13 protein-coding genes are annotated in these 20,525 nt (G+C 69.9%); 8 read left to right on the top strand and 5 right to left on the bottom strand.

Features of this window, described 5'->3' with window-relative positions; translation table 11 throughout:
* The first annotated feature begins 39 nt into the window (after positions 1–39).
* Positions 40–993, top strand: coding sequence for a HAMP domain-containing sensor histidine kinase (locus OHS59_RS03125; RefSeq protein ID WP_328491830.1), 954 nt, complete (start codon positions 40–42; stop codon positions 991–993).
* Positions 990–1,655, top strand: a complete 666-nt coding sequence (locus tag OHS59_RS03120) for a response regulator transcription factor (protein ID WP_328491829.1) — start codon at positions 990–992, stop codon at positions 1,653–1,655. The genes OHS59_RS03125 and OHS59_RS03120 overlap by 4 nt, the downstream gene beginning before the upstream one ends.
* Positions 1,656–1,714: 59 nt before the next feature.
* Here OHS59_RS03120 and OHS59_RS03115 read toward each other — a convergent pair whose 3' ends face one another.
* From OHS59_RS03115 to OHS59_RS03095, 5 genes are all read right to left on the bottom strand, one after another.
* Positions 1,715–2,218 (bottom strand): MarR family winged helix-turn-helix transcriptional regulator, encoded by a 504-nt coding sequence (locus OHS59_RS03115; RefSeq protein WP_328491828.1) that lies wholly within the window; start codon positions 2,216–2,218, stop codon positions 1,715–1,717.
* Positions 2,219–2,276: 58 nt separating this feature from the next.
* Positions 2,277–2,708, bottom strand: coding sequence for an STAS domain-containing protein (locus tag OHS59_RS03110; protein ID WP_328491827.1), 432 nt, complete (start codon positions 2,706–2,708; stop codon positions 2,277–2,279).
* Positions 2,705–3,826, bottom strand: a complete 1,122-nt coding sequence (locus OHS59_RS03105) for a cobalamin B12-binding domain-containing protein (RefSeq protein WP_328491826.1) — start codon at positions 3,824–3,826, stop codon at positions 2,705–2,707. Before OHS59_RS03105 ends, OHS59_RS03110 begins: the two co-directional genes overlap by 4 nt.
* On the bottom strand, positions 3,823–5,478 hold the full coding sequence (locus OHS59_RS03100; protein WP_443061377.1) for a PP2C family protein-serine/threonine phosphatase: 1,656 nt from the start codon (positions 5,476–5,478) through the stop codon (positions 3,823–3,825). Before OHS59_RS03100 ends, OHS59_RS03105 begins: the two co-directional genes overlap by 4 nt.
* Before the next feature lie 247 nt (positions 5,479–5,725).
* Positions 5,726–9,175: a CARDB domain-containing protein gene (locus OHS59_RS03095; protein WP_328491825.1), complete on the bottom strand. Its 3,450-nt coding sequence runs from the start codon at positions 9,173–9,175 to the stop codon at positions 5,726–5,728.
* Positions 9,176–9,703: 528 nt separating this feature from the next.
* On the opposite strand from OHS59_RS03095, the gene OHS59_RS03090 reads away from it, so the two are divergent.
* The 6 genes from OHS59_RS03090 (at position 9,704) to OHS59_RS03065 (ending at position 20,503) form a co-directional block, all read left to right on the top strand.
* Entirely contained in the window at positions 9,704–13,990 is a 4,287-nt protein-coding gene (locus OHS59_RS03090; RefSeq protein ID WP_328491824.1) for a discoidin domain-containing protein, read from the top strand.
* A 115-nt stretch (positions 13,991–14,105) separates the two neighbouring features.
* Positions 14,106–15,119, top strand: a complete 1,014-nt coding sequence (locus OHS59_RS03085; RefSeq protein WP_328491823.1) for a LacI family DNA-binding transcriptional regulator — start codon at positions 14,106–14,108, stop codon at positions 15,117–15,119.
* Positions 15,120–15,371: 252 nt separating this feature from the next.
* Positions 15,372–16,790: an ABC transporter substrate-binding protein gene (locus tag OHS59_RS03080; RefSeq protein WP_328491822.1), complete on the top strand. Its 1,419-nt coding sequence runs from the start codon at positions 15,372–15,374 to the stop codon at positions 16,788–16,790.
* Between the two features lie 73 nt (positions 16,791–16,863).
* The gene (locus OHS59_RS03075; protein WP_328491821.1) at positions 16,864–17,826 is read left to right on the top strand and encodes a carbohydrate ABC transporter permease; all 963 of its coding nucleotides are present in this window, start codon (positions 16,864–16,866) and stop codon (positions 17,824–17,826) included.
* Positions 17,827–17,846: 20 nt separating this feature from the next.
* Positions 17,847–18,722 (top strand): carbohydrate ABC transporter permease, encoded by an 876-nt coding sequence (locus tag OHS59_RS03070; protein ID WP_328491820.1) that lies wholly within the window; start codon positions 17,847–17,849, stop codon positions 18,720–18,722.
* A 161-nt stretch (positions 18,723–18,883) separates the two neighbouring features.
* Positions 18,884–20,503 (top strand): glycoside hydrolase family 13 protein, encoded by a 1,620-nt coding sequence (locus tag OHS59_RS03065; protein WP_328491819.1) that lies wholly within the window; start codon positions 18,884–18,886, stop codon positions 20,501–20,503.
* Positions 20,504–20,525: the final 22 nt, after the last annotated feature.

Raw genomic sequence — 20,525 nt, 5'->3', positions numbered from 1 at the left:
GCGACAGAGCCGTGTCACACAGAGAGAGGTGTCGTCCCGGTGTCCCTGTTCTGGCGGATCTTCGCGCTCAACGCGGTGGTGCTCGGGATCGCCACCGCGCTGCTGCTGTGGGCTCCGGTGACCGTCTCCGTGCCGGTGGTGCTGACCGAGGCGGTCATCCTCGTGGCCGGCCTGGTCGTCATGCTCGTCGCCAACGCGGCCCTGCTGCGGATCGGCCTGGCCCCGCTGGACCGGCTCACCCGGCTGATGACCACCGTCGACCTGCTGCGCCCCGGGCAGCGGCTGCCGGAACAGGGCCGGGGCGAGACCGCCGAACTGATCCGTACCTTCAACGCGATGGTCGAGCGCCTCGAACACGAGCGGGCCACCAGCAGCGCCCGCGTCCTGGTCGGGCAGGAGGCGGAGCGGCGCCGTATCGCCCAGGAACTGCACGACGAGGTCGGCCAGAGCATGACGGCGATCCTGCTGGTCCTCGAACGCGCGGCGGACGACGCCGACGAGCCCCTGCGCGGTGAACTGCGGCAGGTGCAGGAGATCACCCGGGGGAGCCTGGACGAGGTACGCCGTGTGGTGCGCCGACTGCGGCCGGGCGTGCTGGAGGACCTCGGTCTCATCAGCGCGCTGACCTCGCTGACCACCGAGTTCGCCACCCACGCCGGCCTGCGCGTGGTGCGGCGTTTCGACTCGGGCCTCCCCGCGCTGGACCAGCAGACGGAACTGGTGCTGTACCGCGTCGCACAGGAGGCCCTGACCAACACGGCCCGCCACGCCGAGGCCGAGCGGGTCGAGGTGAGCCTGCACCACATCGCCGGGACCGTGGTGCTGGCCGTCAGCGACGACGGCTGCGGCTCCGGCGTCGCCCGCGAAGGGGCGGGCATCCGCGGAATGCGTGAGCGCGCCCTGCTGATCGGGGCCATGCTGGACGTCACCTCAGAGCCGGATGCCGGTACGCAGGTCCGGCTGACCGTGCCCGTTCCCAGGAAGCAGCCATGACCACGCCCGCCACACCCGTGATCCGAATCCTCCTCGCCGACGACCACGCGCTGGTACGTCGTGGAGTGCGGCTCATCCTCGACCGGGAACCCGACCTCGAAGTCGTCGCGGAGGCCGGGGACGGCGCGCAGGCCGTCGAGCTGGCCCGCACCCATGAGGTCGACCTGGCGGTACTGGACATCGCCATGCCCCGCATGACGGGTCTGCAGGCCGCCCGCGAGCTGGCCGCGCTGAAGCCCGGCGTGCGGGTGCTGATGCTGACGATGCACGACAACGAGCAGTACTTCTTCCAGGCGCTGAAGGCGGGCGCCAGCGGATACGTACTGAAGTCCGTGGCCGACCGCGATCTGGTGGCCGCCTGCCGGGCCGCCATGCGTGACGAGCCCTTCCTGTATCCGGGCGCGGTCACCGCGCTGATCCGCAACTACCTCGACCGGGTCCGCCACGGCGAGGAGCCGCCCGACCAGGTGCTGAGCGCACGCGAGGAGGAGGTCCTCAAACTCGTCGCCGAGGGCCACTCCTCCAAGGAGATCGCCGAGATGCTGTTCATCAGCATCAAGACCGTCCACCGGCACCGGTCGAACGTGCTGCACAAGCTCGGCCTGCGCGACCGGCTGGAACTCACCCGCTACGCGATCCGCGTCGGCCTCATCGAAGCCTGAACCGCTTGCGGACTCGGGCCACGGACGTGCGGGGACCCGGGCCACGAAGGCGCAGGGGCTCAGGCAACGGAAGCGCTGCCGGGCTTGCCGCCTTCGCCGTCGGCCGCGGTGAGCCGGGCGTGCAGCCCCGCCAACCCTTCTGCCAGTGCGCGCCGTTCGGCGTCGGGCATGGCGTCGATGGCCTGGTGGAGCATGGTCTCGCGCTGCTCACGGATGCGTCGCAGATGCGTTCTCCCCGCCGAGGTCAGCCGGAGGACGACTTCCCGTCCGCTGTCGGGACACGGCAGCCGCTCCAGGAAGCCGATGGCCTGCAGACGGTCGCACAGCCGGCTGACGGAAGGAGGCGCGGCGCCGAGCTGTTCGCACACCACCCGCATCCGAACCCCTTCCTCCGCCTCGACGAGGTACATCAGGCGCAGTTGGGAGGGGGAGGCGGGAGCGGTGGAGGTGGCGGTGGCCTGTCTGGCCTTCTCCCACATCACGTCGAGGAGTTCGGTGATGCCGCCGGCGGACCGGGCGGCCTCGCGGGAGAACCTGCGCGAGGCGAAGTCCTGTGCTGCCATGAGCTCCCCGTCGGTGGGTCCGGCTTCCGCGCCGTGGGTCGTCGGCGAGGGCGTGGCGTCAGGTGGTGCCGTCCGGTCCGGTGGGGCGGGCCGTCATCGGTTTTCCGCTCGTGAGGGGATCCTGCCCCGTACCGAGGGGTGAGTTCGCGGTGTCGGTGGGGCTCGTCGTGAGGTAGTCCAGGCTACCGGTGATGGTCAGCAGCCGTTCCAGAGTCACCGGGCGGTCGTCCAGATGAAGACGGACACCGGCCTGATCGGTGCGGCGGCGGATCATCAGCAGGATGGACAGGCCCATGGAGTCGACGGTGCCGAGCTCGGCACAGTGCAGATGCAGATCGCCCAGGCGCGGGTGTGCGGTGAGGGTGACGGTGACGGCGGCCAGGAGGCTGTCGGCGGTGTCGTAGTCCAGATCTCCGTGGAGCTCTATGCGGACCGTGTCCTCGGTGTCGACCGTGGTGAGACGCAGGTGGGCGGGGGGCAACGTGGTCATGAACGGCTCTCGGCGGTGCGGTGGTCTACAGGGGCGAGGGCATCGGCGCCGTGTTCGAGGATGCGGACGGCCCGCGGGAAGTCCTTGAGCTCACGGGCCAGGATGGCCAGGGTCGGCGGCAGGCTGCGCGCGGGCACCCCGCGGGCGGTGAGGATCTGGGCGGTCCAGGTGAGGAAGCCGGCGAAGAGATCCTCGTCGCCGAGGTACAGGGAGGTGCCGAGGAAGTCCACGATGTGCGCGAGGTCTTCGGCCGTGTGCTCACGCTGCAGTTCGCTGTACGTCCGCATGGCGGGGAACGCGTCTTCCAGAGCGGTGAAGACACTGCGCACCAGCGAGGCGCTGTTGCGGGTGATCAGGGTGTATTCCTGGTCGGCCAGGTGGGGCAGGTCGTCCAGCTGCTGGTGGTCGGCCCGCGGGCGGGGCAGCGGGCCGAGGGCGAGCCGGTCGGCCGCGGTGCGGGCGTCGGGCGCCCAGGCGTCGGCGTCGAGCAGCGAGGCGTAGCGCCCGTCGGGTCCGAAGGCGGCGCCTCCGACGAGTACGGGAACGCCGACGGCCTGGCAGGCGGTGATCGCGGCGTGCGCGGTGGGCAGTCGGGTGGCGATCGAGCTGGAGAGGGCGACCGCGTCGGAGTCGGTGCGGTGCAGGTGGGCGATGAGGTGCGGAGCGGGCACCTGGGCGCCGAGGTAGTCCACCTGCCAGCCGCGCAGGGTCAGGACCTCGGCGAGGAGGCGGGCGGGCAGCGCGTGCCACTCGCCGTCGACGCAGGCCACCGTGATCCTGCCGCGGGTGGGGGTGGTGTGTGCGGCGGGGTGCAGGGAGAGGGCGGCGACGGCCCGTTCGTTGATGGCGGTCGCCGCGTGTTCCTGGGTCACGCTGAGCCGGTTGGCGGCCCACTCCTCGCCCACCTTGCCCTGAACGCGGGCGATGACGTCCAGCAGCACGCTCTCCGGATCGACACCGCGCTCCAGTGCGCCGAGCACCACCTCGACAGCCGTGTACTCGTCGGCCGCCGAGACGGCGTTCCACAGTTCGTCGGCCAGCTGATGGACGACGGTCCGGCCGGCGGTCCCGTCGGCGGTCTCACCGACGGGAGGGCGGTGCGGGGTACGGATGCTCATGCGGTGAACCTGCCCCGGGTGTGGCCGTTCACCGCGCTGAGGTGGTGGGTGCGGGGCGCGGAGATCACGACGACGGCCATGTCGTCGTGGCGCCCCTTGCCGACCCACTGCGAGGCGAGCATCTGGACGCGCTCCACGATGCTCTCGGACGGCATGCCCACGCACTCCGACAGGACGCGCTTGAGCCGTTCCTCGCCGAACTGGACGCCGCCCATCGGCCCGCCCTCCGCCTCCGTGATGCCATCGGTGTAGAGCACGCAGGATTCCCCGGGCGCGAGCGTGAGGGCGGTGGTGCGGGCGGGGGCGTCCGGCATGGCGCCCACCAGGGTGCCGCGGGTCTGCGCCTCCTCCACCGCGCCGTTCGTCCGGACGATGAGCGGGGTCAGATGTCCGGCGCTGGTCAGCCGCAGGTTCACCGCGTTGCCCTCCCGTACGGCGGAGGCCAGGACCAGGGTCGCGAACCGGGTGTGGTGGGAGTTGAGCAGCGCGGTGTTCAGCAGAGTGATCATCCGCTGGTGGTCGTCGGCCAGGGGCAGCAGCGCGTGCAGCGTGTTGCGGATCTTCCCGGTCAGTACGGCCGCTTCGAGGCCCTTGCCGCACACGTCCCCGAGCGTGACCAGTGACGCCTCGCCCTCGACCGCGGCCGGGTGCACGTCGTAGAAGTCGCCGCCGATCCGTTCGTGGTCCGCGGAGGGCCGGTAGCCGCCCGCGTAGTCCACTCCCGAGATCTGGTGCAGCGAGGGCGGCAGCAGCTCGCGCATCAGCACGTCGGTGATCGAGGTCTGCTCCGCGTACAGGCGGGCGGCCGACATGGCCGCCCCGGCCCGCGCGGCGAACAGCCGGGCGAAGACTTCCTCACTGTCGGTGAACGCCGCTCCGCCCGACCGGCGCAGCAGGACGAGGGCACCGGCCGGGACGCCGTGACCGGGCAGCGGGGTGATGACTATCGAGCCGACCGGGCCGAAACCCTCGGGCACCATCCAGACCGGCGCGGCGGACGGATCGATCCACCGTGAGGGCACCGGGGGGAACCCGCGCAGTGCCTCGCCGAGCCCCGGCACGTCGTTGGGATCCACCGATTCGTGGGACAGCACGGGGCTGCCGCCGCGCAGGCAGGTCACCACCGGCAGCCGACGCCCGTGCGTCGGCGCGATCACCAGGGCCGCGTCGGCGAGATGCTCCGCGGCCAGCTCGGCGGTCACATCCATGCAGCGCCCCAGGTTGAGCGAGGACAGCAGCGTGCTGGACGCCTCGGACAGGAACGCGGTCCGCTTCCGCTCCATGCGCAGGGCCTTCTGTGCCAGCAGGTGATCGGTGTCGTCGACGAGCCACCAGGCCACCGTGCCGTCGTCCCGCACGCTGGAGTGGGCCTCGAAGGTGCGCTCGCCGATCACTCCCGTCACAGGGGTGCCCGCCTCCTGGGCGGTACGCGAGCCGGGTGTCCGCAAGGCGTCGTGCGCCGCCGACAGCCAGGCCGGGACGGCGTCCGCGAAGAGTGTCCCGGGACGGATCCCGGGCAGCAGCACGTCCGCGGCACGGTTGCGCAGCACGACCGCGCCCTGGGCGTCGGCGACCAGGGCGGGGTAGGGGGCGTCACCCCAGAGCGAGTCCTGCTGTGTGCCGGCACCGGTTTGCGCTTGGGTGGAGACCAAAAATAGAGGACCCGCTGGGCGAATCCCTCACCTCACCAACTCGAAGAAACATTGCCTCAGGGCAACAATCCCTCATGTGATGTCCCGTGGCAACCACACCCCTCGCCACTGCGGGGTTCGGGACGGTTACCCCCGATGCCTCGATGTAGGCCACGGCGAGGGCGGATACGCCGCGGGTCTCCGGCCCCTGTGACAGGAGCCGGAGACCCTTGATTCAGCCGTTCAGCCGTTCAGGTCGCTCGACCGGTCAGCGGTTCAGGCGGGCGGCCGATGCTCCGACCGGTGCGCCGGTGATGGTGAACTGCGAGCCCGGCTCGATGAGTACGCTCCCTTCGGCGGAGTCGGTGATCGTGACGTTCGTCAGGGCGGCGCTGCCGCGGGCCCCGCTCATCGCGAGGATGCCGGAGCCGTTCTTCGACCCGTCGATCTTCACGTCGGTGATCTTCACGCCCGGCATCGAGCCGCCACCCGTCTTGAACTGGATGCCGTCGTACGTCGAGTCGTGGATCTCGGTGTCACGGATCGTCACGCCCGGGATGTCCTGACCCTGCGCGAAGAGCGTGATGGCGCCGAACTCCTGGTCCTCGTTCCAGAACGCGCCGCCCGTCCGGTGCAGGGCGTTGCCCGCGATGAGGGTCTGCCCGGTGAACGGGAGCGGGTCGTGGTCGGTGGCGAGCATGATGCCGGGGTAGTTCATCGTGTCGGCGATGACGTTGTTCTCGATGGTGTTGCCGTAACCGCCGTACACCGCGATGCCGTTGGCGCGCCACGGCAGCTGGATCGTGTTGTTGCGGAAGTGGTTGTCGTGGCCGATGTCCACCGAGGTGTCCTTCACGTACTTGCTCGACCAGACGGCGAGTGCGTCGTCACCGGTGTTGCGGAAGGACGAGTTGTAGACGGTGGAGTTACGGGTGCCGTTGGCGAAGTTGATGCCGTCGGCGTAGGTGTTGCGGATGCGTACGCCGGTGAACTCCAATCCGTCGCCCGGTCCCCACAGTTCGGGGATGTTGGAGTAGTCGCGGCCGGCCCACACGCCGACGTTGGCGTGCTCGATCCACACGTTGGTGATCTTCGTGCCCTTGCCGAAGCGGCCGTTGAGACCCACGCCACCCTCGGCGTTGCCGTCGCCGCCGCGGATGGTGCCCGAGCCGAAGATGGCGATGTCGGAGATCTGGGTGTTGTGGTCGATGTCGAAGCCGAAGTTGCCCTCGTGCGGGTGGTTGATGCCGCCGGCCTGGTGGGGCGGGGTGAGCGTGTAGAGCTGGGAGTGCCACATGCCCGCACCCTTGATGGTGACGTCCCGGATGCCGACCTGGTTGTACTGGCCGCGGTTCAGCGGGTCGTCGGTGAGGATCTTCTGCTCCTGGCGCCACTGCCCGGAGGGGATCCACACGCAGGGGATCTGGCCGTTCTGGTCGGCGGTGACAGCCCGCTGGATGGCGTCGGTGTCGTCGAGGCCGTCGTTCGGGACGGCCCCGTACTCGGTGATCGAGGTGCAGTTGGCCGGTTTGGCGGACGCGGGGGCGACCTGCTCCAGGTCGATCAGGTCGATGACGTAGAACGCGGCCGTGTCGCCCGCGTCCCGCTGCAGCCGGAACTTGGTGCCCACCGGGTAGGTCTGCGACAGCAGCGCGTGCGACTCGTCGAAGAGCCGCCGGGCGTCACTGCCGGGGGTGTTGGTCAGCCCCTCGGGGTCGTCGGTGGTCCCGTACAGCCAGCTGTGCTTGGACGACAGATCCAGCTTCTGTACGAAGGTGTCGCCGGCGTACAGACTGATCGTGGCCGAAGCTCCGCCACCGCTCGCGGAGTCCGGGACCGAGTTGCGCACCACGATCGAGTTGGAGGGCGCGGTCGAGGTGAACTCGACGAACTGGCCGGTGGAGCCGAGCCGGACGGCCTTGCGGCCCGAGGACTCGGTGGCGAAGTTGGTGTGTCCGAAGGTCCGCTTGGCGTCGGCGGTGAGCAGGGTGCCCTGGTAGCGGCCGTCCTCCGCCTCCAGTTCGGTGTACGGGACGGCGGCGCCCCGGCCGACGACGAGGGACTTGGCGAGCGCGTTGTTGTTCTCGCTGGTCTCGGTGACCACTCCGGTGGCGTCGGCGGTCGCGGTGAGGGTGGCCCCGCCGCTGGTCGCCGTCCACGTCCCGTTGATCGCCACGTTCACGGTGGCGCCGGACGCCACCTGGGCGGTCGTGCCGTTGAGCGTGGTGGATCCGACCTGGAGCCTGGTCACCGAACCGGCCGCCGCGGCGGTGGTACCGCGGTTGTGCACGGCGACGGTGAAGGAGACGGACGAGCCGACGGCCGGGTTGGCCGGGTTGGTGGTGATGCCGCTGACTTCGAGGTCGGGGCCGGGTGCCTGGCCGACGACCAGCCGGGTCGCGGCGGTGCGGCTGTTGTTGGAGTCGTCGAGCTCGGCGACCGTGTTGCGCGGGTCGACCACGGCGGACACGCCGTAGCTGCCGGCCGGGCGGGTGCCCGCCGAGACGGCCACGGTTGCGGACGCGCCCGCGTCGAGCGCGGGTACGGTGCCGCTGCCGGCGACCGTGCCCTCCAGGCTGGCCTCGACGGTCGTGGCGGCCGAGCGTGCCGTGCCCGCGTTGCGGACGGTGGCGTTGACGGTCACCGCGTCCCGCTCAGAGGGGGAGGCGGGCGTCCAGTCGAGCCCGGTGACGGTCAGGTCGGGTGCGGGTGCCGCGGTCCCGACGACCTGGAACTCGGCGACCTGGCCGCCGGGCGCGCCGGTGTTGGAGAAGAACCGCAGCCGGACGTCGGACCAGCGGCCGCTGACCGGGAGGGTCACCGAGTTGTTGTCCCGGGAGGGGCTGAAGGCGTAGTCGGCGCGGTCACGCAGCGAGGTGAAGCCGCTCGCCGAGTTCTGCCGGCCGAACACCTGGATGCCCTGGGTCCGGGCTCCCCACGCCTGGTCCGGGTTGAGCTTGACCACCACGGCGGTGATGTCCGCGTCGGCGCCGAGCTTCACGGTGAGGTCGGAGGGGTGGCCCGCCGCCTCCCAGTAGGTGGAGACGGAGTCGTCGGTGGCGTTCGCGGCGACGTACGACTGGACCGACGAGGTGGCCTCGACCGGCTTGTTGCGGGCCAGGTTGGTGCCGGTGGGCGGCTCGCTGGTGCCGCCGTCGTCGCCGATCACCTCCAGCTCGGAGAGCTGAGCGGCGTTCCAGCCGGTGTTCCCGGTGATGTTCACCCGGACATAGCGTGCCGTGGCGGGGGAGGCCAGGGTGACGGGGACGGTGTTGGCCTGCGCGGGGTTGAACGCCCGGCCGGCCGAGGCGGAGAGGGCGCTGAAGCTGGAGCCGTCGGTGCTGCCCTGGACGGACAGCGTCTGACTGCGGCTCTCCCAGGCGGCGGGCAGCTTGAGCACCACCTGGTCGACGGTGCGGGTCGCGCCGAGGTCGACCTGGACCCACTGCGGGAACGAGCCGGCCGGCCCCTCCCAGTAGGACGCCTGGGAACCGTCGGTGACGTTCCCGGCCACGTACGAGCCGTTGGTGCCACCCGCGGTGGCCGGCCGGCCGAGTGCGAGGTTGACGTCGGCCGCGGCCTTCGCCCGCTCGCCGCCGACCGGGGCGGTGGCCGCACGGGCGCTCGATGTGAGGGCCAGCGGCAGCAGCCCGGTCGTCATGAGCGCGGCTATGACGGCGCCGGTCAGTGACCGGCGGCCGAGGGGTCTCCATCTCATGGGGTCCTCTGTTCCGTTGTTCCGTGGGGAAGCTTCGGGGGGAGCGGGAGCACGGCAGTCGGGCCGGGCACGCCGGGGCAGGCACGGGGGAGTGCGGAGCGGGAGAGGAGTGTCCGACGAGGAATGCACCGGCCTTGCGCGTAAATTGAGCTGCTCAGTCGATTCTTTGCGGAAACTACGCCCACAGGTTTCTAGCCCGTCTCCACTTTGTCAACGGTCCCGGTGACACCGGTAGTTGACGTGGAAGCGGCTTGCGTGACTTGCGGTCCCACTTGCGTTTTCCGACACTCCACACGAAAGCCGCTGGCCCGGCGCCATGGCAGGTGAGGGATGGCTGCGGGGTTGTGTTTCGGACATGCTCACGCCATAGACGTACCGTCAGGCGTCTGCAACTCTCTGATCGATCGACGCAAAAGACAGTGCTCTTCACCGCACATTGAAGCGCGATGCACCGACCCCCACGGACACCCACCCACACAGCCGCCCCGGGGCCGCCCACATCCGGACCGGGACGGAGATCGGGGACACATGAGACCGCAACGCCGGGGATGGCGGGGGATAGCCGCCGTTCTCTCGACCGCACTGCTCCTGCTGGGCTGGCCGTCGCTGACCGCCGCCGCGGCGGCCGCCGGACCCAACCTCGCCGCCGGACGGCCCGCCACCGCCAGCAGCGCCCACGCCGAATACGCCGCGAACAACATCACCGACGGCAATCAGGGAACGTACTGGCAGAGCGCCGGGAGCAGCCTTCCCCAGTGGGTCCAGACGGACCTCGGTGCCGCCGCGCGCGTGGACGAGGTGGTGCTGAAGCTGCCGGCCGGCTGGGAGAGCCGCAATCAGACGCTGTCCGTCCAGGGCAGCGCGGACGGCACGAGCTTCACCACGCTGAAGACCTCCGCGTCCTACGCCTTCAGCCCCGGCAGCGCCAACACGGTGACGGTGACCTTCCCCGCCGCCCAGGCCCGCCACATCCGGATCGAGATCACCGCCAACACCGGGTGGCAGGCCGCCCAGCTCTCCGAGCTGGAGGTCCGCGAGGCCGGTGACTCCTCGGCGAACCTGGCTCGCGGCCGCACCCTCACCGCCGCCAGCCACAACGAGACCTATCTGCCGGCCAACGCGGCCGACGGCAACAAGGCCAGCTACTGGGAGAGCCGCAACAACGACCTGCCGCAGTGGATCCAGGTGGACCTGGCTTCCTCCGTGCGCGTCAACCGGGTCGTGCTGCGCCTGCCCGACGGCTGGGGCGCCCGCAGTCAGACCCTGAAGATCCAGGGCAGCGCCAACGGCACCGACTTCTCCGACCTGACCGCCTCCAAGGCGTACGCGTTCGCGCCGGGCGAGGGCAACTCGGTGACGATCTCCTTCGACGCGACCACCACCCGGTACGTGCGGGTCCTGGTCACCGCCAACACCGTGCAGAACGCTGGCCAGTTGTCCGAGCTGGAGGTCTACGGCCCGGCGACCGGCGACACCCAGGCGCCGAGCGCGCCCGCGGACCTCGCCTACACCGAGCCCGCCACCGGCCAGATCCGGCTGACCTGGAAGGCGTCCGACGACAACACGGGTGTCACCGGCTACGACGTGTACGCCAACAACGAGCTGCTCACCAGCGTCGCGGGCTCGGTCACCACGTACACCGACACCCGTCCCGGCAGCGCCACGGTCTCCTACTTTGTGCGGGCCAAGGACGCGGCCGGGAACGTCTCGGGCAACAGCAACACCGTCACCCGCAGAGGCGAGAGCGGTGACACCCAGGCGCCCACCGCGCCCGCGAACCTGGCCCTCACCGAACCGGCCGCCGGGCAGATCCGGCTCGCCTGGAACGCCTCCAGCGACAACACCGGCGTCACCGGCTACGAGGTGTACGCCAACAACAGCCTGCTCACGACAGTCGGCGGCTCGGTCACCACGTACACCGACAACCGTTCCGCGAGTGCCACGGTCTCGTACTTCGTGCGGGCCAAGGACGCGGCCGGGAACGTCTCCGGCAACAGCAACACCGTGACCCGCAACGGTACTTCGGGCCCCGGCTCCAACCTCGCGGTCGGCAAGCCGATCACGGCCTCCTCGACCGTGCACACCTTCGTCGCGGAGAACGCCAACGACAACAGCACCTCCACCTACTGGGAGGGCTCCGGCCACCCCGCCACCCTCACCGTGAAGCTCGGTGCCAACGCCGACGTCTCCTCGCTCGTCCTCAAGCTCAACCCGGACAGCGCCTGGGGCGCCCGCACCCAGAACATCCAGGTCCTCGGCCGCGAGCAGGACGCCACCGGGTACACCAGCCTGGTCGCGGCGAAGGACTACGCCTTCAACCCGTCCAGCGGTAACAGCGTCACCGTGCCCGTCACGGCGCGCGTGGCCGACGTACAGCTGCGCTTCACCTCCAACACGGGTGCCCCGGCCGGGCAGATCGCCGAGTTCCAGGTGATCGGCACCGCGGCGCCCAACCCGGATCTGGAGGTCACCGGGCTGACCGCCTCGCCCGCCTCGCCGGTCGAGTCCGACGAGATCACCCTCACCGCCACCGTCCGCAACAGCGGCGAGGCCGCCGCGCCCGCCAGCGCCGTCGCGCTGCGGCTGGGCGGCACCAAGGTCGCCACCGCCTCCGTCGCCGCCCTCGCGGCCGGCGCGACGCGCACCGTCAGTGCCTCCATCGGGGCACGGGACGCAGGCACCTACCAGCTCAGCGCCGTCGCCGACGACGCCGGCGCCGTCATCGAGCAGAACGAGACCAACAACACCTACACCAGCCCCACTTCACTGGTCGTACGCCCGGTCAGCAGCTCCGACCTCGTGCCGGTCCTGACCACCACACCGTCCGGCCCGGCGGACGGCGACACCGTCACCTTCAAGGCCGCCGTACGCAACCAGGGCACCACCGCCTCGGCGGGCGGCGCGCACGGCCTCACCGTCGCGCTGGTCGACTCCAAGGGCGCCACCGTGAAGACCCTGACCGGCTCCTACGACGGCACGATCGCCGCCGGAGCCACCACGGGCGCGGTCACGCTGGGCACCTGGACGGCCGCCAACGGCTCGTACACGGTACGTACCACCGTCGCCGCCGACGCCAACGAACTCCCCGTGAAGCGGGAGAACAACAGCGCCACCCAGTCCCTGTTCGTCGGACGCGGCGCCAACATGCCCTACGACATGTACGAGGCGGAGGACGGCACCACCGGCGGCGGAGCGGCGACCGTCGGACCCAACCGGACCGTCGGCGACCTCGCGGGCGAGGCCTCCGGTCGCAAGGCCGTCACCCTCGACAGCACCGGTGAGTACGTGGAGTTCACCACCAAGGCGGCCACGAACACCCTGGTCACCCGCTTCTCCATCCCGGACTCCGCGGGCGGCGGCGGCATCGACGCCACCCTCAACGTCTACGTCGACGGCACCTTCCGCAAGGCGCTGCCGCTCACCTCGAAGTACGCCTGGCTGTACGGGGCCGAGGCAGGTCCGGGCAACTCCCCCTCCGCGGGAGCCCCTCGCCACATCTACGACGAGGCACACCTGATGCTGGGCGAGACCGTCCCGGAGGGTGCGAAGATCCGGCTGCAGAAGGACACGGCCAACACCTCCCGGTACGCGATCGACTTCGTCAGCCTGGAGAAGGTGGCGCCGGTCGCCAACCCGGACCCGGCCGCGTACGCCGTGCCGACCGGCTTCGGTCACCAGGACGTGCAGAACGCCCTGGACCGGGTGCGGATGGACACCACGGGCAAGCTCACCGGGGTCTACCTCCCGCCGGGCGACTACCAGACGTCCAGCAAGTTCCAGGTGTACGGCAAGGCCGTGCAGGTGGTCGGCGCCGGGCCCTGGTACACGCAGTTCCACGCCCCGTCGGGCCAGGACAACACCGATATCGGCTTCCGGGCGGAGAACTCCGCGAAGGGGTCCTCGTTCAGGAACTTCGCCTACTTCGGCAACTACACCTCCCGCATCGACGGGCCTGGCAAGGTGTTCGACTTCGCGAACGTCTCGGACATGGTCATCGACAACACCTGGACCGAGCACATGATCTGCCTCTACTGGGGCGCCAACACCGACAAGGTGACGATCAGCAACGCGCGCATCCGCAACACGTTCGCCGACGCCATCAACATGACCAACGGTTCGACGGACAACCACGTGGTCAACAACGAGTCCCGGGCCTCCGGCGACGACAGCTTCGCGCTGTTCTCCGCGATCGACGCGGGTGGCGCCGACATGAAGGACAACCTCTACGAGAACCTGACCTCGATCCTCACCTGGCGGGCCGCCGGCATCGCCGTCTACGGCGGCTACGACAACACCTTCCGCAACATCCACATCGCCGACACCCTGGTCTACTCGGGCATCACGATCAGCTCGCTGGACTTCGGCTATCCGATGAACGGGTTCGGTACCGAGCCGACGACCGTGGAGAACGTGTCGGTGGTCCGCTCGGGCGGCCACTTCTGGGGCAACCAGACCTTCCCCGGCATCTGGCTGTTCTCCGCCTCGAAGGTCTTCCAGGGCATCCGCGTCAACGACGTGGACATCGTGGACCCGACCTACAGCGGGATCATGTTCCAGACCCAGTACGACGCGGGCGGGCGGCCGATCAACCCGATCAAGGACACGATCCTCACCGACATCTCGATCACGGGCGCCCGCAAGAGCGGGGACGCCTACGACGCGAAGTCCGGGTTCGGGCTGTGGGCCAACGAGCTGCCCGAACAGGGGCAGGGTCCGGCGGTCGGTGAGGTCACCTTCAACGGCCTGCGCTTCAGCGGCAACGCCGTGGACGTCCGCAACACCACCTCCACCTTCAAGATCAACATCAACCCCTGACGGGAGCCCTGACGGGACTCCTCACGGGACCCCCGTCGGGTTAGGAGAAGCCGACCGAAGGGAGGCCACAAGGTTGGCGCAAGCCGTTTGCGCGGCTTGCGCTAGCCTTGCGCTCATGACGCGACGACTTGCTCAGGTAGCCAAGAAGGTTGGAGTCAGCGAGGCCACGGTCAGCCGGGTCCTCAACGGCAAGCCCGGAGTGTCGGACAGCACCCGGCAGTCCGTGCTGACCGCGCTGGACGTTCTGGGCTACGAGCGTCCCACCCAGCTGCGCGGCGAGCGCGCGCGTCTGGTCGGGCTCGTCCTGCCCGAACTGCAGAACCCGATCTTCCCCCTGTTCGCCGAGGTCATCGGCGGCGCGCTGGCCCAGCAGGGCCTCACCCCGGTGTTGTGCACCCAGACCAAGGGCGGCGTCTCCGAGGCGGACTACGTCGAGCTGCTGCTCCAGCAGCACGTCTCCGGTGTGGTGTTCGCCGGCGGCGGCCTGTTCGCCCAGGCGGACGCGCCGCACGACCACTACCGGCAGCTCGCAGAACGGCGCATCCCGGTCGTGCTGATCAACGCCGCCATCGAGGGGCTCGACTTCCCGTGCGTCTCCTGCGACGACGCCGTCGCGGTCGAGCAGGCCTGGCGCCACCTCACCCTGCTGGGGCACGAGCGCATCGGCCTGGTCCTGGGACCGGCCGACCACATCCCCTCCCGGCGCAAGCTGGCCGCCGCCCGGATCGCCGCGGAGGCGGCCGGCGGCTCCCTGCCCGACGCGTACGTGGAGCGCTCGATGTTCTCCCTGGAGGGCGGCCAGTCGGCGGCCAACCGCCTCCTGGAGCGCGGTGTCACCGGCGTCGTCTGCGCCAGTGACCCGCTCGCCCTCGGAGCCATCCGCGCGGCCCGCAGGCGTGGCCTCGCGGTGCCCGAACAGGTGTCGGTCGTCGGCTACGACGACTCCGCCTTCATGAACTGCACCGAGCCCCCGCTGACCACGGTGCGCCAGCCCGTCGAGGCCATGGGGCGGGCCGCAGTGGACCTCCTGTGCGCCCAGATCCAGGGCGCCGAGGTCCAGCCCGGTGAGCTCCTGTTCGAGCCGGAGCTGGTGGTCCGCGGCTCCACGACGCAGGCTCCCCGGGACTAGACCGCAGGACTCCGAGCCGGACGTACGACCGAAGCGCGGTGAGGCAGACCCCGGCCCCACCGCGCTTCTGCTTGCGCGCGCACTCCTCCCGTGAGGCTCTCCGAGATCAGCCGTATCCATCCTTCTGTCAAACATTTACGAAAGCTGCGCGAGATATTGCGGTCATCTGTTCGCGGTGGTTGAGTGTGCGGCGCCCCACATCGCACCGGCGATGAGGGCGCCTTCCACGTTCATGCCCGAAGGGGACCACCCATGAGAAGAGCTCGGTTCCGCCGCACCCGCCGCGCCGGCGCGGTCACCCTCGCTTCCGCGCTCACGCTGACGGCACTCGCCGCCTGCGGTACGAGCAGCAGCGGCGACGACGGCGACAACGGCTCCGGCAACGGCGCGAAAGCCGATCCCGCCGCACCGCTGGACCCGAAGACGAAGGTGTCCATCTCCATCGACTGCATGCCCCCCGCGGCGAAGGCGGCCGAGCTCAGGCAGTGGAACGAGGACGTCAAGGAGTTCAACAAGAAGTACCCGAACGTCACCATCAACGGGCGTTCCACCCCGGGCCAGTGTCTGGAGCCGCCGCGCTTCACCGCGATGCTCAAGGCCAAGTCCCAACCCGACGTGTTCTACACCTACTTCACCGACCTGCCGCAGGTCCTGGACAACGACGGCGCCCAGGACATCACCGCGTACGTCAACGACAAGAGCGTCCCGCTGCTGAAGGACATCGACCCCGACGTCCTCGGCTCGCTGAAGAAGGACGACAAGCTCTACGGCCTGCCCACCAGCAACTACCGCATGGGCCTGCTCATCAACCGCAAGCTCTTCAAGGAGGCCGGCCTCGACCCGGACGCCCCGCCCGCCACCTGGGAGGACGTCCGCACCGCGGCCAAGAAGATAGCGGGGATCGGCGGCGGGGTCGCCGGATTCGGCGAGTACAGCGCGGCCAACACCGGTGGCTGGCACTTCACCGCGCAGATGTACAGCCTCGGCGGCGATGTCGTCGACGCGAGCGGGAAGAAGGCCGCCTTCAACGACGAGACCGGCAAGCAGGTCGCGGAGAACCTCCACGCCATGCGCTGGGACGACGACTCCATGGGCAAGACCCAGCTGCTCAAGTGGGGCGACCTGCAGAAGCAGATCGCCACCGACAAGCTGGGCATGTTCCTCGCCGCGCCCGACGACGTCACGTACATGGTCCAGCAACTCGGCGCCAAGTACGAGAACTTCGGCATGGGGCCGATCCCGGGCGGTGAGAACACCCTCGCCGGCGGCAACAACTACATGATCAAGCAGGGTATTTCGTCCGACAAGGTCAAGGCCGCCGTCGCCTGGCTGAACTTCAAGTTCACCACGGTCGGCAAGGGGCAGTACGACTGGAAGCGCTCCAAGGCGGACGACCTGCCCGTGGGGCTCCCGCAGCCGAACCTGTGGCTGAACGGCTCCAAGACCAAGGACGACGCCGGCCGCAAGGAGTTCGCCACCATGCCGGTGGAGAACTTCAAGGCGTTCACCGACAACCCGGTCCCGGGCAAGGCCGAACCGCCGAAGGCCCAGGAGATCTACAAGGTCCTCGACAACGTCATGTCGGGCATCCTCACCAACAAGGACGCCGACATCGACAAGCTCCTGTCCACAGCCGAGTCCCAGGTAAACCAGGTCCTCGCCACCCAGTGACCACGCGGCGGCCGGGCGGTGCCACCACCGCCCGGCCCGCCCGCGCGCCGCCGCAGCACGTCAAGGAGCGAGCATGTCGGCCCCCACCCTCACCAAGGACCCGGCGGTCAAGGACCGCCGTCCCCGCAGACCCCGCGCCGGTGCCCCGCACCGCCCGGACGGCGGATTCGGCAAGACCCTGCGCCGCAACATCACCGCGCACGGCTTCCTCATCGGAGCGGTGCTCTGCTTCGCCTTCTTCTCCTGGTATCCGATCGTCCGGGAGTTCCTTCTCGCCTTCCAGAAGACCGAGGACGGCCGCGTCAGCTGGGTGGGCTGGGACAACTTCGTCACCGTCTGGAACGACCCGGCCTTCGGCCAGGCCTGGCGCAACACCCTTTGGTTCACCGTGCTGGCGCTGGTCCTCGGCTTCGTCGTACCGTTCGTCACCGCCCTGATCATCAACGAGTTCCGGCACGGCCAGGGCTACTTGAGGCTGCTGGTCTACCTGCCGGTGATGCTCCCGCCGACCGCCTCGGTCCTGCTCTTCAAGTACCTGTACGACCCCGGGTACGGCATGTTCAACGAGATACTCGGCGTGTTCGGCGTCCCCGCCCAGCAGTGGCTCCAGGACCCGGACACCGCGATGCTCTCCGTGGTGGTCGCCTCGACCTGGATGAACATGGGCGGCGCCACCCTCATCTACCTCGCCGCACTCCAGGGCGTACCCGGCGAGCTGTACGAGGCCGCCGAACTCGACGGCGCGGGACTGTTCCGCAAGGTCTGGCACGTCACCGTCCCGCAGACCCGGCTCATCCTGCTGCTGATGCTCCTCATGCAGATCATCGCCACCATGCAGGTGTTCATCGAGCCGTTCCTGCTCACCGGCGGCGCGGGACCCGAGGGGTCCACCACCACCGTCGTGTACCTGATCTACCAGTACGCCTTCAACTTCAACAACTACGGCGCCGCGGCGGCACTCGGCCTGCTCCTGCTCGTACTCCTGGCCGGCTTCTCGGCCGTGTACACCAGGCTCAACCGCGCCGAGCAGGACTAGGACCCGGGGGAGACACGGACATGTCCACTCGCACGCTCATCTCACCCGCCCAACTGGCCCGCCCCCGCGGCAAGGCCCTGTACTGGGTGTGCTTCGCGCTCGTCGTCGTCCTGTTCACGCTGGCCTTCCTCGGCCCGCTGTACTGGATGGTGACCAGCGGCCTCAAGACCACCCAGGAAGCCGTCCAGACCCCGCCCACCTGGGTGCCGGGCTCCGTCCACGCGGAGAACTACAAGCGTGCCTGGGAGGTGATGGACCTGGCCAAACTCCTGATGAACACCCTCTACTACGCCTTCGGGGCGCTCGCCTTCCAACTGGTCCTCGACGTCGCCGCCGCCTACTCGCTGTCCAAGCTGCGGCCCGTGCTCGGCAAGGTGATCCTGGGCCTGATGCTGGCCACGCTGATGATCCCGGCGACCGTCCTCGTCGTACCCCAGTACCTCACGGCGCTGGACGTGCCGATCGTCGAACGCAACCTGCTCAACTCGCCCTGGGCGATCTGGCTCCCGTCGGTCACCAACGCCTTCAACATCTTCCTCCTCAAGCGGTTCTTCGACTCGATCCCCAGAGAGCTGCTCGACGCGGCCTCGATGGACGGCGCGGGCCCCCTGCGCGTCCTGTGGTCCATCGTCCTGCCGGTCTCCCGGCCCATCCTCGGTGTCGTGTCCATCTTCGCCGTCGTCGGCGTCTGGAAGGACTTCCTCTGGCCGATGCTGGTCCTGCCCGACCCGTCGAAGCAGACCCTCGCCGTCGGCATCTACTCCCTGGCGACCAGCGTGCCCGAGAACGTCCTGATCGCCTCACTGACCATCGCGTCCCTGCCCACGCTCATCCTCTTCCTCATCTTCCAGCGCAACATCATGAGCGGACTGACGGCGGGCGGCCTCAAGGGCTGACCGAGCACCCGCAGTCCGGGCACCACCCGCGCAGTCCGGGCACCTCCCGCAGCGAACATCACGCAGGCGCCCCCACCGATCCTCCGCCGCCGTCCCGTTCCCGACGCCTCGCTGTCCGGGGCGGCGGCGGAGAACCACTCCTGCCCCGAAAGGACCGACACGTGGCAGCCCCTCAGCCCGGTACGACCCCCGGACACACCGACGACTGGTGGCGCGGTGCCGCCATCTACCAGGTGTACCCGCGCAGCTTCGCCGACGGCGACGGTGACGGCACCGGGGACCTCGCGGGCGTCCGGTCGAGATTGCCCTACCTCGCCGAACTGGGCGTCGACGCGATCTGGTTCACCCCCTGGTACCTGTCCCCGCTCGCCGACGGCGGTTACGACGTCGCCGACTACCGCACCATCGACCCCGCCTTCGGAGACCTGGCCGAGGCCGAACGGCTGATCGCCGAGGCCCGCGAGCTGGGCATCCGCACCATTGTGGACATCGTGCCCAACCATGTCTCCGACCAGCACGCGTGGTTCAAGGCCGCGCTCGCCGCGGGCCCCGGCAGCCCCGAGCGCAAGCTCTTCCACTTCCGCCCCGGCCGCGGTGAACACGGCGAACTCCCGCCCAACGACTGGCCGTCGCAGTTCTCCGGCCAGACCTGGACCCGCGTCGAGGACGGCGAGTGGTACCTGCACCTGTTCACCCCGCAGCAGCCCGACCTCAACTGGGCCCACCCCGCGGTGCGCGAGGAGCACGAGGAGGTACTGCGGTTCTGGTTCGAGCGCGGAGCGGCCGGCGTGCGCATCGACTCCGCCGCACTGCCCGCCAAGGACCCCGACCTGCCCGAGTTCGTGGAGGGCCGCGACCCGCACCCGTACATCGACCGGGACGACCTGCACGAGATCTACCGCTCCTGGCGGCGCATCGCCGACGAGTACGGAGGTGTCTTCGTCGGTGAGGTCTGGCTGCCGGACTCCGAACGCTTCGCCCGCTACCTGCGCCCCGACGAACTGCACACCGCGTTCAACTTCAGCTTCCTGTCCTGCCCTTGGGACGCGACCCGGCTGCGCGCGGCCATCGACGACACCCTCGCCGAACACGCCCCGGTCGGCGCGCCCGCCACCTGGGTGCTGTGCAACCACGACGTCACCCGCACGGTCACCCGCTACGGGCGACAGGACACCGGCTTCGACTTCGCCACCAAGACCTACAACACCCCGACCGACCTGCGGCTCGGCACCCGCCGGGCCCGCGCCGCCGCCCTGCTCACCCTCGCCCTGCCCGGCTCCGTCTACCTCTACCAGGGCGAGGAACTGGGCCTGCCCGAGGCGGAGATCCCCCGCGACCGCATCCAGGACCCGATGCACTTCCGCTCCGGCGGCACCGACCCGGGCCGCGACGGCTGCCGTGTCCCCCTGCCCTGGACGGCCGACGCCCCGTACGCCGGTTTCGGCTCGGCCACCGAACCCTGGCTGCCGCAGCCCGACGGCTGGCCCGCCTACGCCGCCGACCGCCAGGCCGACGACCCCGACTCCATGCTCAACCTCTACCGCACCGCACTGGAACTGCGCCGAGCCGACCCCGCCCTCGGCGACGGCGGCCCCTTGCAGTGGCTGCCGTCCTCCGACGGCGTCCTCACCTTTCGCCGCTCCCCGGACCTCACCTGCGTGGTGAACCTGGCAGACACCCCGGCCGTCCTGCCGGACCACACGGAGATCCTCCTCTCCAGCGGCCCACTGGACACCGACGACAGGCTGCCCTCCGACACGGCGGTGTGGCTGCGCAGTTGAGGGCACACCGGCCGGCACCCGG

Origin of the sequence: Streptomyces sp. NBC_00414 (genome assembly GCF_036038375.1) — a bacterium.
In the GTDB taxonomy this organism is placed as follows: Bacteria; Actinomycetota; Actinomycetes; order Streptomycetales; family Streptomycetaceae; genus Streptomyces.
The sequence above is the reverse complement of the archived record's forward strand: the minus strand, read 5'-3'. Positions and strand labels throughout refer to the sequence as shown.